Annotated in this window: 11 protein-coding genes; 8 read left to right on the top strand and 3 right to left on the bottom strand. The window is 62.3% G+C overall.

From position 1 onward, the window contains the following. Nucleotides 1–124: 124 nt before the first annotated feature. Nucleotides 125–685, top strand: a complete 561-nt coding sequence (locus JOE27_RS07690) for an NADPH-dependent FMN reductase (protein WP_046785211.1) — start codon at nt 125–127, stop codon at nt 683–685. Nucleotides 686–793: 108 nt separating this feature from the next. Here JOE27_RS07690 and phnX read toward each other — a convergent pair whose 3' ends face one another. Together phnX and JOE27_RS07680 are read right to left on the bottom strand one after the other, a co-directional pair. Further along, nucleotides 794–1621, bottom strand: a complete 828-nt coding sequence (phnX, locus tag JOE27_RS07685) for a phosphonoacetaldehyde hydrolase (protein ID WP_115274307.1) — start codon at nt 1619–1621, stop codon at nt 794–796. A gap of 34 nt (nt 1622–1655) precedes the next feature. Continuing rightward, complete coding sequence (locus JOE27_RS07680) at nt 1656–2762, bottom strand: 2-aminoethylphosphonate--pyruvate transaminase (RefSeq protein WP_119687467.1); 1107 nt, start codon at nt 2760–2762, stop codon at nt 1656–1658. 134 nt (nt 2763–2896) lie between these two features. On the opposite strand from JOE27_RS07680, the gene JOE27_RS07675 reads away from it, so the two are divergent. The 7 genes from JOE27_RS07675 (at nt 2897) to JOE27_RS07645 (ending at nt 10567) form a co-directional block, all read left to right on the top strand. Further along, nucleotides 2897–3760: a LysR substrate-binding domain-containing protein gene (locus JOE27_RS07675; protein WP_119687466.1), complete on the top strand. Its 864-nt coding sequence runs from the start codon at nt 2897–2899 to the stop codon at nt 3758–3760. A 64-nt stretch (nt 3761–3824) separates the two neighbouring features. Beyond that, nucleotides 3825–4835 carry an AraC family transcriptional regulator gene (locus tag JOE27_RS07670; RefSeq protein WP_204918448.1) on the top strand — a complete coding sequence of 337 codons (1011 nt, stop codon included), beginning with the start codon at nt 3825–3827 and terminating at the stop codon, nt 4833–4835. Nucleotides 4836–5013: 178 nt separating this feature from the next. Continuing rightward, entirely contained in the window at nt 5014–6657 is a 1644-nt protein-coding gene (locus tag JOE27_RS07665; RefSeq protein ID WP_204918446.1) for an AMP-binding protein, read from the top strand. Nucleotides 6658–6670: 13 nt separating this feature from the next. Next, complete coding sequence (locus JOE27_RS07660; protein ID WP_115274312.1) at nt 6671–7438, top strand: SDR family NAD(P)-dependent oxidoreductase; 768 nt, start codon at nt 6671–6673, stop codon at nt 7436–7438. A gap of 12 nt (nt 7439–7450) precedes the next feature. Then, entirely contained in the window at nt 7451–8644 is a 1194-nt protein-coding gene (locus JOE27_RS07655; RefSeq protein ID WP_046785204.1) for an acetyl-CoA C-acyltransferase, read from the top strand. A gap of 8 nt (nt 8645–8652) precedes the next feature. Beyond that, entirely contained in the window at nt 8653–9780 is a 1128-nt protein-coding gene (locus JOE27_RS07650) for an acyl-CoA dehydrogenase (protein WP_125924904.1), read from the top strand. 13 nt (nt 9781–9793) lie between these two features. After that, nucleotides 9794–10567, top strand: a complete 774-nt coding sequence (locus JOE27_RS07645; RefSeq protein ID WP_115274315.1) for an enoyl-CoA hydratase — start codon at nt 9794–9796, stop codon at nt 10565–10567. Between the two features lie 46 nt (nt 10568–10613). On the opposite strand, the gene JOE27_RS07640 is transcribed toward JOE27_RS07645, so the two are convergent. Continuing rightward, on the bottom strand, nt 10614–14357 hold the full coding sequence (locus tag JOE27_RS07640; RefSeq protein ID WP_204918444.1) for a DUF6543 domain-containing protein: 3744 nt from the start codon (nt 14355–14357) through the stop codon (nt 10614–10616). Nucleotides 14358–14420: the final 63 nt, after the last annotated feature.

The following is a 14420-nucleotide window of genomic DNA, read 5'->3' as shown; positions in this document are numbered from 1 at the left end:
GTCTGCAGGAATAGACCGTGGATGGTACCTGGAAGTTTTCTGGTGGAGGAAAAAAACCTAAGCGCCGAGCAATGGTCATCTATAACTACAACGTCTCTTAACCCAGCAAAGGTTGGAAATCGCCATGAGCCAGGTGTATTCGGTAGCGGTCGTCGTCGGCAGCTTGCGCAAGGATTCGTACAACCGCAAGGTGGCCCGTGCCCTTTCAGAGCTGGCACCGTCCAGTCTTGCCTTGAAAATCGTCGAAATCGGCGATCTGCCACTGTACAACGAGGATGTCGAGGCTGCGGGTGTGCCCGAGCCGTGGAGGCGCTTTCGCGACGAGATCCGGCGCAGCGACGCGGTGCTGTTCGTCACCCCGGAGTACAACCGCTCTGTACCGGGCTGCCTGAAAAATGCCATCGATGTGGGCTCACGTCCCTATGGGCAAAGCGCCTGGGGTGGCAAACCTACGGCGGTGGTGAGCGTCTCGCCCGGTGCCATTGGCGGGTTTGGGGCCAACCATGCCGTGCGCCAGTCGCTGGTGTTTCTCGACATGCCGTGCATGCAGATGCCCGAAGCTTATATCGGTGGGGCGGCTAGCCTTTTCGAGGACAGTGGCAAGCTCAATGACAAGACCCGGCCGTTTCTGCAGGGTTTCATCGACAAGTTTGCCTCCTGGGTGAAGCTGAACCGGGCGGTTTGAGCCGGCCTTGTCGTCGGTAAGCCGGCCCCACAGCTACCCCACCGTTCGTGAAAACGGCGGGGTAGCTGTGGAAGCCGGCTTGCCGGCGAAAGCTGCAACACAGATCGGTCAGAACGCCTGCGGCATCTCTCCCTTGGCCAACCGCCGGTTGATATCGGCGACCACCTCGGGCAGTTCATTGATGGTGTCGATCAGGTAGTGCGGGCGTGACCCTGCGAACAGCGCATGAATGCGCTTGCGCTCACTCTCCAGCTTCTCAGCGCTCAACGCCTGGTACCCCTCCCAGGTCAGCCCGAGCGCGTTGCCCGAGCACACCAGAGCCACGGTCCACATGCCGGCACGGCGGCCTTCGAGGATGCCCGGCACGGTGTCGTCGACCTTGACGCAGGCCGCCACGTCGTCGATGCCCAGGGCGATCACGTTGGCCAGTGCCTGTGCCGGCCACGGGCGGCCGTTCGGGGTTTCGTCGGTGGCCACCACATGATCGGCGACATAGCCGTTCTGGGCCGCCAGCTCCACCACCTTGTCCATCACCACTTTCGGGTAGCCCGAGCATGAGCCGATTTTCAGGCCGTCCCGGCGCAAGCCGGTGAGGGTGTCCAGAGCACCGGGAATCAGCGCCGAATGCACGGCGATCTTCTCGATCTGCAGCGGCATGAAGCGGTTATAGATGGCAGTGACGTCCTCGTCGGTCGGCGTGCGGCCGAACACGTTGCGATAGCGTTCGGCAATTTCCGGCACGTCACATAGGGTGCGAATATGGTCCCACTTGCCCATGCCCATCGGGCCGCGGGCTTCTTCGATGGAAACCTGGACGTCGAACTCGGCGAAGGCTTCGACGAAGATCTGGGTCGGGGCGAAAGAGCCGAAGTCGACCACGGTGCCGGCCCAGTCGAGGATGGCGGCTTGCAGCTGGGTGGGGTTGCTGTAGTTCATGTGCGCTATTTCCTGAAATCGGATGGGCAGAGGGTCAGATGTCCAGTACTTCCATTTCCCGCAGCACGTCGGCCACGGCATTCACAGCGGCTTGCATGCCGTCCGGCCCGACCACGCCGATGCAGCCGACGCGGAAGGTCTCGACCTGGGTCAACTTGCCGGGGTAGAGGATGAAGCCCTTGGCCTTGACCCGTTCGTAGAAGTCCTTGAACTGGTAACGGGCGTTATTCGGGGCGTGGAAGGTGACGATGATCGGCGCCTGGATGTCGGCTGGCAGGAAGCTGCGCAGGCCGATGGCGGCCATGCCGTCGAGCAGGGTCTTGCAGTTGTCGGCGTAGCGCTGGTGGCGCGCCGGCAGGCCACCTTCTTCGGCGTACTGCTGCAGCGCCTCGTGCAGGGCAGCAACCACATGGGTGGGCGGGGTGAAGCGCCATTGGCCGGTTTTGGCCATGTAGGCGTGCTGGTCGTGCAGGTCCATGGCCAGCGAGTGGGCATTGCCCTCGGCGGCGGCCAGTGCGGTTTTCTCGGCGAAAACGAAGCCCATCCCGGGGACGCCTTCCAGGCATTTGCCGGACGCGGCGATCAGTGCCTCGAAGGGGATTTCGCGGGCGTCGATCGGCAGGGCGCCGAACGAGCTCATGGCATCGATGATCAGGCGCTTGCCGTGGCGCTTGATCACCTGAGCGATCTCGTGCAGCGGGTTGAGGATGCCGGTGCTGGTTTCGCAGTGGATCAGCGCCACGTGGGTCACGCTGGGGTCCGCCGCCAGCAGGCGGTCGACGTCGGCAGCGGTGGTCGGCTGGTCCTCGGCGGTTTCGAAGGTGCTGAAGTTGCGCCCCAGCACTTTGCAGATTTTCGCCAGGCGCTGGCCGTAAGCGCCGTTGATCAGCACCAGTACCTTGCCATCGCGCGGTACCAGGGTGCCGATGGCGGCCTCCACGGCGAAGGTGCCGCTGCCTTGCAGGGGAACGCAGTGGTGGCTGGCGCTGCCGTCGACGATCCCCAGCAGTTGCTCGCAGACGCTGGCGGTCAGTTGGTTGAAATCACGGTCCCAGGAGCCCCAGTCCATTAGCATGGCTTGTCGGGTGCGCAGGGAGGTGGTCAGTGGGCCGGGGGTCAGCAGGATCGGGGCGTTGCTCATTGCGTGGTTCCTCACAAGCTGCAGGTGGTCAGCCGAAAAAGCTGGCGCTGAAACTACGGGGGCTAGGTTGCAATTGACTAAGCTATCAATCAAATTGTTTGTTGTTATGCCAGCCATAAGTCAGGCCGATAAATATGAACCTGTTCCAGCTTCGCGCTTTCGACGCCGTCGCCCGTGAGGGCAGTTTCACCCGTGCCGCTGCGCGCCTGTTCATCAGCCAGCCGGCGGTGACCGGGCACGTCAAGGCGCTGGAAGAGCACTACCAGATCACCCTGTTACGGCGCACGGCGCGGCGGGTCGAGCTGACCGAGGAGGGTACCCGCCTGGCTGCCATCACCCGGGCGATGTTCGGCCTGGCCGAAGAGGCGCAGGCGATGCTCGAGGCCAATCGCCAACTGCTCACCGGCCGCCTGGAGGTGGCCGCAGATGGGCCGCACCGGGTCATGCCGATGCTGGCGCTATTGCGTGAACGCTACCCGGGGATCACCGTCAACCTGCGCCTGGGCAATGCCCAGGAGACCTTGGCCGCCTTGTTGTCAGAGCATGCCGACGTGGCCGTATTGACCGAAATCGAACCGCGCAAGGGCCTTTACTTGCAAAACCTCTGCGAGTCGCGTTTGTGCGCACTGCTGCCGGCAGGCCATGCCTGGGCCAGCGGGCAGGGTGACTTGCCACTGGCTGCTTTGCATGAGCAGATCATGGTGCTGCGCGAACCCAGTTCGACCACCCGGCGTACCTTCGACAAGGCGTGTGACCAGGCGTCGGTCAGGCCCAGGGTGCTGCTGGAGCTGGACAGCCGTGAGGCAGTCACCGAGGCAGTGGCGTCGGAGCTGGGGATTGGTGTCGTTTCCTCGACCGAGGTGGCCAATGACCCGCGTGTGGTGGCGCGGCCGCTGGCCGGGCACGGTTTGCGCAACCAGCACCTGGTGGGGTGCCTGGAGCGGCGCCGCGAGCTGCGGCTGATTCAGGCGTTCCTGGCCCTGGCTGCCAGCCTGTAATCCAAGGCTGGTGTTTTTTCCATGCGGGCCTAACATGGGCGGCACGCAACAGCCAGGAGGGCCGATGAGCGAGAAAGACACCATCTCCATGCAACTGGTGCGCGAAGCCCTGTTGCAGACCTGCCCGGCGGGTGAGCCGGATGCCGGCCTGCTGGCGCAGGCCGGCATCGACATCGGTCAACTCGACCAGGCTGATGCGCGCGTCAGCGCCGAGGCCTACTCCCGGCTTTGGCGCTTGCTGGCGCAACGCTGCAACGATGAATTCTTCGCCATGGACCCGCGTGGGCTGCGTACCGGAAGCCTGGCATTCCTGTGTCGGGCGAGCATGGCCCAGCCCACCCTGCAGGCTGGCGTGGAAACGGCGTTGGCGTTTCTTTCGCTGATGCTGCAGGACCTGCAACCGGTACTGGTGCGCCAGAAAAGCCTGGCCGAAATCGTCATCGTTGAACCCAATGCTCAGCCTCGGCGTGCGTTCACCTATTTCACCTTCTGGATGATCGTCCACGGCGTCGCCTGTTGGTTGGGAGGGCGGCGTATTCCGATCCTTGCGATTGACTTGCGGTGCGCCGAGCCGCCTTTCTGTGATGACTACCGGGTGATGTTCTCGGAAAACCTGCAGTTCGAACGCCCCTTGACCCGCATGATCATCGCCGGGGACTGCCTTGACATGCCGATGCGCCGCAGCGAGGACGAGCTTCAGCGTTTTTTGGCAGAGGCACCTGGCAACATCCTGGTGAAGTATCGCGACCCTAACAGCCTGGCCCGTCGTATCCGCCAGACGCTGAGCCAGCAAACCCCCAGCCAGTGGCCTGCTGCCGAGCAACTGGCGGCAACGTTGTGCATGTCGGCGTCAACCTTGCGGCGCCGGTTGAGCGAGGAGGGCCAAAACTACCAGGCGCTCAAAGACAGTATTCGCCGCGAGTTGGCGATTGCCTGGCTGGCGCAGCCGCAGCTTGGGCTTGGCGAAATCGCCGAGAGGCTGGGCTTTGCCGACAGCAGTTCGTTCTACAAGGCGTTTCGCAAATGGTTCGGGTGCAATCCGGGGCATTACCGCAGTGTCTTCCTGCAGGTGTAAACCGGCCCTGCACCAGCAATGCTCCGGCGGGCGCTTGGCGCATCGCGAAGGCTGAGAAGCCACGCGGCCAAAACGCTCATTCAGATTGACAGCTTTGGCCATTGCCCAGGTAGGCAGGCGGCGCGAACATCGTCAGACCAATGGTGCACTCCAACAATAAGAACCCAGGAGTCTGACGATGCGCGAGTATGGCGACGCCGTCCTTTCATTCAATCATGCCGAGGCCGCAATGGGCCTGCACGGCAGTCTTGCAGCCCTCAATGCCTGCGTCGAATGCTGTGACCGCCATGTGGCCCAAGGTGGTATCGCCCTGGTCTACGAGGACCGCGAGGGCAATGGCAGGCTCTACACATTCGGGCAGATGCAAGCCATGGCGTCCCGCTTTGCCAATGTCCTGAGGGCCCAAGGCGTGCAGGCCGGTGACCGGGTAGCAGGGCTGATGCCACGCACCCCCGAGTTGCTGGTGACCATCCTCGCCACCTGGCGCCTGGGCGCTGTTTACCAGCCGTTGTTCACTGCCTTTGGCCCCAAAGCTATCGAGCACCGCCTGGAGCAGTCGCATGCCAAGGTGGTGGTCACCGACCGTGGCAACCGCGCCAAGCTGGACGATCTGGCCGTGTGCCCCGTGCCGATCATCGTCGGCGCTGAGGAGGGTGAACTGGACTTCCAGCGCCTGCTCGATGCCGCCCCTGCCGATTGCGAGCCAGTCATGCGCTCGGGCGACGATCCCTTCCTGCTGATGTTCACCTCGGGCACCACTGGCCCTGCCAAACCCCTGGAAGTGCCGCTACGCGCGATCGTCGCGTTCCAGGGCTACATGCGCGATGCCATTGGCCTGCAGCCACAAGACAACTTTTGGAACCTGGCCGACCCAGGGTGGGCCTATGGCCTTTACTACGCGGTCACCGGGCCGTTGTCGCTGGGCCACGCCACCACCTTCTACGATGGCCCGTTCAGTGTCGAAAGCTGCGCGCGGGTGATCGACAAGCTGGGCATCACCAACCTGGCAGGTTCGCCCACCGCATATCGCTTGCTGATCGGCGCTGGCAAGGCGTTCTCAACGCCGGTCCAGGGCCGCCTGCGGGTCGTCAGCAGTGCCGGTGAACCGCTCAACCCCGAGGTGATCCGCTGGTTCGCCGATGAGTTGGGCGTGACCATCCATGACCACTACGGGCAGACCGAGCTGGGCATGGTGCTGTGCAACCACCACGGCCTTGAGCATCCCGTGCGGGCAGGGTCTGCCGGCTTCGCCATCCCAGGTCACCGCATCGTGGTGCTGGACGAGCAGGGCGCCGAATTGCCCGCCGGGCAGCCTGGCATTCTGGCAGTGGATCGGGAGCAGTCGCCGCTTTGCTGGTTCGGTGGCTATCACGGCCTGCCCACCAAGGCCTTCGTCGGCAAGTATTACCTGAGCGGCGATACCGTCGAGTTGAACACCGACGGCAGCATCAGCTTCGTCGGCCGCAGCGACGACGTGATCACCACCTCTGGCTACCGCGTCGGGCCGTTCGATGTGGAGAGCGCACTGATCGAGCACCCGGCGGTGATCGAAGCCGCAGTGATCGGCAAACCGGACCCGGAGCGCACCGAACTGATCAAGGCCTTTGTGGTGCTGGCCAGCGGTGTGCACGGTAGTGTCGAGCTGGAAGAGACCCTGCGCCAGCACGTTCGCCAGCGGTTGTATGCCCACGCCTATCCCAGGGAAATCGAATTCGTCAGCGAGCTGCCCAAGACCCCGAGCGGCAAGCTGCAACGCTTCATCCTGCGCAATCAGGAAGTTGCCAAACAACAAGCGCAACAGGCCACCCCTGCCCGCGCCTGAAAGGAACCCGATCATGCACATCGCCAACAAACACTTTATCGTCAGCGGCGCAGCTTCCGGGCTGGGGGCTGCCACCGCGCAGATGCTGGTCGAGGCCGGCGCCAAGGTCATGTTGGTTGACCTCAATGCCCAGGCCGTCGAGGCCAAGGCCCGCGAGCTGGGTGACAACGCCCGCTTTGCGGTCGCCGACATCAGCGACGAGCAAGCGGCCCAGGCCGCCGTCGATGCCGCTGTAACGGCTTTTGGCAGCCTGCACGGGCTGGTCAATTGTGCGGGCATCGTCGGTGCCGAAAAAGTGCTGGGCAAACAAGGGCCACACGGCCTGGCCAGTTTCGCCAAGGTCATCAACGTCAATCTGGTCGGTAGCTTCAACCTGCTGCGCCTGGCCGCTGCTGCGATGGCCGAAGGCGTTGCCGACGAAAGCGGCGAGCGCGGGGTGATCATCAATACCGCCTCGATCGCCGCCTATGACGGTCAGATAGGCCAGGCTGCCTACGCCGCCTCCAAGGGCGCCATCGCCAGCCTGACATTGCCGGTTGCCCGCGAGCTGGCGCGTTACGGCATTCGTGTGATGACCATCGCCCCGGGTATTTTCGAAACCCCGATGATGGCCGGCATGACCCAGGAAGTGCGCGACTCCCTGGCCGCCGGGGTGCCGTTCCCGCCGCGCCTGGGGCGGCCAGGCGAATACGCGGCGCTGGCCCGCCACATCATCGAGAACAGCATGCTCAACGGCGAGGTGATCCGCCTCGACGGTGCGCTGCGCATGGCTGCCAAGTAAGGAGAGACCCTAATGACCCTCGCCAATGATCCGATTGTCATCGTCAGCGCCGTGCGCACGCCCATGGGCGGCCTGCAAGGCGACCTGAAAAGCCTTACCGCGCCGCAATTGGGCGCTGCAGCGATTCGCGCTGCGGTCGAGCGTGCCGGGCTGGATGCCGCCAGTGTCGAGCAGGTGCTGTTCGGCTGTGTGTTGCCGGCAGGCCTGGGCCAGGCCCCCGCGCGCCAGGCTGCGCTGGGCGCCGGCCTGGGCAAGCACACCACGTGCACGACCCTCAACAAGATGTGCGGCTCTGGCATGCAGGCCGCGATCATGGCGCATGACCTGCTACTGGCCGGCACTGCCGATGTAGTCGTGGCGGGCGGAATGGAGAGCATGTCCAACGCGCCCTACCTGCTGGACAAAGCCCGTGGCGGCTACCGCATGGGCCACGGCAGGATCATCGACCACATGTTCATGGACGGCTTGGAAGATGCCTACGACAAGGGCCGCCTGATGGGCACCTTTGCCGAGGACTGCGCCCAGGCCGGCGGGTTCAGCCGCCAAGCCCAGGACCAGTTCGCCATCGCCTCGTTGACCCGCGCCCAAGAGGCGATCAGCAAAGGCCGCTTCAGCGCCGAGATCGTTCCGGTACAGGTCAGCGAAGGCAAGGAACAGCGCCTGGTCAAGGACGACGAGCAGCCTCCCAAGGCGCGCCTGGACAAGATCCCTCAACTCAAGCCGGCGTTCCGTGAGGGCGGCACCGTAACTGCCGCCAACGCCAGTTCAATCTCCGACGGCGCTGCGGCACTGGTGCTCATGCGCCGCTCCCAGGCGCAGCAGCGCGGCTTGACGCCCTTGGCTGTGATCCATGGGCACGCTGCCTTCGCCGACGCGCCGGCACTGTTCCCCACGGCGCCTATCGGCGCTATCGACAAACTGATGAAGCGCACTGGCTGGAATCTGGCCGAGGTCGACCTGTTCGAGATCAACGAAGCCTTTGCCGTGGTCACCTTGGCCGCCATGAAGCAACTCGACCTGCCTCACGAGAAGGTCAACATTCATGGCGGTGCCTGCGCCCTGGGGCACCCGATCGGCGCGTCGGGCGCGCGGATCCTGGTAACCCTGCTGTCGGCCCTTCGCCAGAACAACCTACGCCGCGGCGTTGCGGCCATCTGCATCGGCGGTGGCGAGGCCACGGCCATGGCTGTCGAATGTCTGTATTGAGGTGAACCATGTTGGTAACTGACGAGCAACAACAGATCGTCGATGCGGTCCGGGCTTTTGCCCAGGAACGCCTCAAGCCTTTTGCCGAACAATGGGACAAGGAACACCGCTTCCCCTGGGAAGCGATCCAGGAGATGGCCGAACTCGGCCTGTTCGGCATGCTGGTACCCGAGCAGTATGGTGGCAGTGACACCGGCTACGTGGCCTATGCCATGGCCCTGGAAGAAATCGCTGCTGGCGATGGCGCCTGCTCGACCATCATGAGTGTGCACAATTCGGTAGGGTGCGTGCCCATCCTCAAGTTCGGCAGCGAGCTGCAAAAGCAGCAGTACCTTGCACCGCTGGCCAGCGGGTCGATGATCGGTGCATTCGCCCTCACCGAGCCCCAGGCCGGTTCCGATGCCAGCAGCCTGAAAACCCGTGCGCGGCTGGATGGCGACCACTATGTGCTCAACGGCAGCAAACAGTTCATTACCTCCGGGCAGAACGCCGGTGTGGTGATCGTTTTCGCTGTCACCGACCCAGAGGCAGGCAAGCGTGGTATCAGCGCCTTCATCGTGCCCACCGACTTACCGGGTTACCAGGTGGCGCGGGTCGAAGACAAGCTCGGCCAGCACGCATCCGACACCTGCCAGATCGTTTTCGACAATGTGCGCGTTCCAGTTGCCAATCGTCTGGGCGAGGAGGGGCAGGGTTACAAGATCGCCCTGGCCAACCTTGAGGGCGGGCGTATCGGCATTGCCTCGCAGTCGGTGGGCATGGCCCGTGCTGCGTTCGAAGTGGCCCGTGACTACGCCAAGGAACGTTGCAGTTTCGGTAAACCCTTAATCGAGCACCAGGCGGTAGCCTTCCGCTTGGCGGACATGGCTACCAAAATCGCCGTGGCACGGCAGATGGTGCTGCACGCCGCAGCATTGCGCGATGCCGGGCGCCCTGCGCTGGTGGAAGCGTCGATGGCCAAGCTGTTCGCCTCGGAAATGGCCGAAAAGGTCTGTTCGGATGCCTTGCAGACATTAGGCGGTTATGGCTATCTGAGTGACTTCCCGCTGGAGCGGATCTACCGCGACGTGCGGGTTTGCCAGATCTACGAAGGCACCAGCGACATTCAGCGCATGGTCATTGCGCGCAATCTTTGAAGGAGCAGTCTGCATGGCATTCGAAACCATCCTGTTGGATATCCACGGCAAGGTAGGCCTGATTACCCTTAACCGGCCCCAGGCGCTCAATGCGCTCAACGCGCAGATCGTCAGTGAGATCAACCAGGCCCTGGACCAGCTCGAGCGTGACCCGAATATCGGCTGCGTGGTGCTGACCGGTTCTGCCAAAGCCTTTGCCGCCGGTGCCGATATCAAGGAAATGGCCGAGCTCAAATACCCGCAGATCTACGTCGATGACCTGTTCAGTGATGCCGATCGTATTGCCAATCGCCGCAAGCCGATCATCGCTGCGGTATCGGGTTTTGCGTTGGGCGGTGGTTGTGAGCTGGCGATGATGTGCGACTTCATTCTGGCGGCCGACAACGCAAAGTTCGGGCAGCCGGAAATCAATCTGGGCGTACTGCCGGGCATGGGTGGTACCCAGCGCCTTACCCGGGCCGTGGGCAAGGCCAAGGCCATGGAACTGTGCCTGACGGGGCGTCTGATGGGGGCTGAGGAGGCGGAGCGTGCAGGCCTGGTTGCGCGCGTGGTGCCACAGGCCGAACTGGTCGAGGAGGCATTGAAGGTGGCTGCCACCATTGCTGGCAAGTCGATCCCGGTGAGCATGATGGTCAAGGAAAGCGTCAACCGGGCCTTTGAAGTCACTCTCAGTGAAGGCGTGCGCTTCGAACGTCGGGTGTTTCATGCGGCGTTTGCAACTCAAGACCAGAAGGAAGGTATGTCTGCCTTCATTGCCAAGCGTGATGCGCAGTTCAAGGACTGCTGACCAGTGCCGGCAGGTGCAGCGAAACTGCCCCTGCCGGAGATCACGGCTAATGGTTGAAGAAGTACTGCTTGGCCGCAGCCAGGTCGATCGGGCTGCGGTACACCTCGACCGCAGGCCCGGACGCGTCCTTTATGAGGCGGCCCTGTGCATAGCGCTGTTCTGCCGCTTTCAGATGCCCGGCGGTGTAGGCGGTTCGCTCCGCATCAATGTCCGGATAATGGAAATGTGCGAACCAGAGGTCAGTGCCATCATGGCTGATGGCGTATTCTTGCAGGTAATCAGCAGGCCGCCCTGCAACCTTTGCCAGTTGCCGCCTAGGTCCAGTGCTACGGATTAGTACCTGATGATGTTCGAGCAAAAAGCTTAGCTCACCCATCCGTGGCTTTTGCAAAAGCGCTACACGTGTTCGCTGCTCGACCGCCTGCTTCGTCAGCGTAGCCGACACGTCTTCGATGTCTTTTATGATCAGTGCGGCATCTTCACCGTGAGTGCTTTCGTCAGTCTGGTTGTCGCGGGTCAAGCGCAGCTCGATCGCCGCGCGTTGACGGTCAAGTTCATCGCGATGCTGCAGTAGTATCTCCTCGATCTCCACTGGCAGGCAGGTGTCGGCCCTGATGCCTTGCATGACGGCCAGGCTCTTTCTGGCGCTGGCCAGGCGCTTGTTGCTTTCCTTGAACAGTGTTTTGAGCTTCCTGGGGGGCTGAGGCCCCGGCCTGTGCTGCTCTGCAGGAGTAGGCAGCCATTGCTCATTCTCTCGCTTGTAACTGCGTACAACCGCGCCGTCATCGCTGCCAGGAATATCGATGATGGTGTTGTCGTCGGTACGCGGTTGGCCCAGCAGCAACCCATCATCGCGGGTTTCGATAAGGCCGGGCAAATGCTGGCTGAGCTGCCTTACGGAGCTACTTTGGGGCAGCTCGGGGTATTCTGCGAGCTCGCTGACCGTGTTTGTGGTCAACTCCCTGATATCACTACGTAAAGTAATCAAGGCCGGGGGGATCGCAGGCTCGTCGAACTGACTTTGCAGGTTCAGCCCCTGGCGTTTGGCACTTTGCAGATGCTGTACGATATTTTCCAGCAAGCGACGCTTGGCTTCGTCACTGGCGTTGATCCGTTTGTTCAACTGCAACTGCTGGCCGATGGCCAACTCCAGGTTGCCCCATGTACGGTTGAGCCAGTATTGGCCCGCATCGTCCAGTGGCTCCAGCGCCAAGCGGTTGATACAGTTTTCGATGCGCATCAGGCGCCAGTGCAAGGGCGACGATCTGCCTTGCGGGGTTTGCTTCAACTGCTGCAGTTTTTCCACCATCTTCATTGCACTGGGTAGCGAAGGGCTGGCCAGCTGCCGTAGCTGTTCCAGGGTCAGATTGAACGCGGTGGCGTTGTCGAACAGGCTATCGATCAGTGGTGCCAAGTTACCCAGCCGCGTTGCAAGAATGGCCTGGTCCTGCGGTGTCTCCTTGCTTTTGTGCTCGATCATGTCCAACAGATGAGCTCGCTCGGGTTTGTATAGGCGCATTAGCACATCACTGACTTGCAGTTGGCAATTGAGGTGATGATAGAGCGTGCCGGCGCGCTTGGACTTGTAGTCGGCCACAGGCGCCAGTTCATTCAGTTGCTCAAAGCGCTGAATATGTTCATTTACCAACGTTTCAAAGGCCTGCAATTTGGCGAGGCAGTTTTGTAGCACCCTCCGTTCATCTGAACGCTTTGCCAGATCGCGCAATTTGTCCAGATAAGGCAATTGGTCTGCGATGCTCTTAGAGTCGTTCGCCACGCGTTCGATCATCTCCTGAGTCTTCTGTTTACGCGCTTCCCGAAGCTGGGCGATCCGCTTGGAAGGCGGCATGCCGCCACGCAGACGCAGGCGCAGGTCCAGTTGCCAGCGCCCCGCCTCGTCGCGTCTTAGCAATGGTCCTGGTTTCTCATCCTTCTCGCCGCCAACAATACGCAACTGGTCAAGCGTCGTGTCCAACTGAACCTTGAACACCGCGGCCTCGATCTGCACCAGGAGGTGACCGCCATGCACGTACAAGCCACGCATCGGTCCACTCGGAGTCGGCGAGCCGAGCGCCGTTGGTGATACATCTGAACGCAGGGCGGCAAGCGCTCGGGCCTGGTTGTTGTCAAGCCTGAGCGTGGGCTGAGCCCAACTGAAGTCGAGTTGTGCCGGAGTCGGGCGGGTAAGCACCACAGGAACCGATACTGATACATCAGGTTGGCCAGGCGCATGAAGTGCGTCCAGCGGGTGATCCAGTTCCTGCCGCTTCATGGTATGGGTGAAGATCAGAAAAGCAACATTGACCAACAGTTGGATCCAGTCGCCCGTGTGGTTATCTGCCCCGGCTTGATCACTGGCAACAAACAGGCGAGCGAATGCAGTTTCCATCTGAGCCAGCCAGGCTGCTTCGGCCAGCGGCCCTTCGACAAACGGTAATACGGTGTTGAGCAGCAACCAGCCCAGTTCCTCCCAGCGCTGCCAGCGGGATTGCGCGCTGCTTGCCGATTGCGCCTTGAAGTTGCTCAGGGTCTCCAGCACGCAGGCCTGGTAAATGACACGCGCAGGATTGGCTATGGCGGCTTCGCGCGACAAGGTAACGGGTGCTGGCTTGCCCCACGGTACCGCCCAGTCATCGTCCAGAGGGTGGAACAGGTGTGGTTCCCTGAAGCCACCGTGGGCATAGATGCGCTGGTCCAGCTCAGGCAGGCGATGAAGCACATCATCCTGCAGCTCGCCGGCCTCCCCGATAGCCACCAGTAAAGCGGTGCGGTCGGCGTATTCCACTACTGGCTCGCTGTGCAGGGGGCGGTACAGCAGGCAACGTGTGCATTTCAGGGAGTCATCCTCGATGAGCCAGGTGTTGAGCGGATGATCGGCGGCCGCGTCCATCGTTCGCAGCAGACCCAAGGGCCGCAATACCCACGTGCTGTGCTCGTTGGGCAGGGGCGCGAAGACCTGCTCCGTTGCCAGCACTGCCGTCGGCGTGGGCCGACCATGCTCAAGGTAACTGCTCATGATCTTTGTTGGCAGTTGTGTGCTCAGCTGTTTTGCGAACAGTCTTTCGCGGCTGGCGCGCGTCTTCACGTCATCGAGCAGCAGCGCGCGTAACCGCGCAGGGTAGGTGGCACCAATGTCCGCCTCGGTTATCAGGGCGCGCAGTGCCAGCGTGTCGAGCCAGCCAGGTATGGCTTGACCGTCTGTGGTTTCCAATGTGACTTCGCCAGGTCGGAGCAGCCCTAGATTGGCGATGGCCAGCTGTGCCAGGGTAAAGCTGACAGGTTTGATGGCCCCACCGTTGGATATTTCGCCAGGAAGCGGGATCCCAGTCGAGGTAACCTGATGATTGATCACGCGCACAGCTGCTGGAACCAAGGTGGACTCCGGGTGATCACGGCGGATCAGTTCGGCCAGGCGCTCGCAGGCAAACGCCTGTGCGTTTGGCACGCCGCTCAACCAAGTCCTGCCCTCGGCCTGGAAGGTGTTACGAGCGACATCCCTAAGCATCGAGCTATAAACGATCAAGGCCAGGGGCGCTGCATTCTGTATCCAGCGTGGCAACTGGTTGGCTAGCGCTTCCTGGCGGGCCTGGTCTTTGATGCTGCATATATGCGCCATGGAGGTGAGGCGATCCAGGGCGTCGGCAAGCTGCTGCGCGCTGCTTTGGTCATTGAAGGCAGAGGCGGCCAGGTCCATGCCTTCCAGTTGTTGCTGCAGCAGGTTTGCGGCTTGGGCGTGGAACAACTGCCCCTCGGGAGTGCCCAGGTGCACGGTTGGCGGCGACTTGGCCAAGACTGTTGGCCAGTGCCGAGCGATGCCCTCCAGCAACTGTGCGCGCGAAGAAAACGACAGTAG

The sequence above is a fragment of the Pseudomonas sp. M5 genome, assembly GCF_016907075.1.
Lineage (GTDB): Bacteria > Pseudomonadota > Gammaproteobacteria > Pseudomonadales > Pseudomonadaceae > Aquipseudomonas > Aquipseudomonas putida_E.
This window is presented reverse-complemented; position numbering and strand designations above follow the sequence as displayed.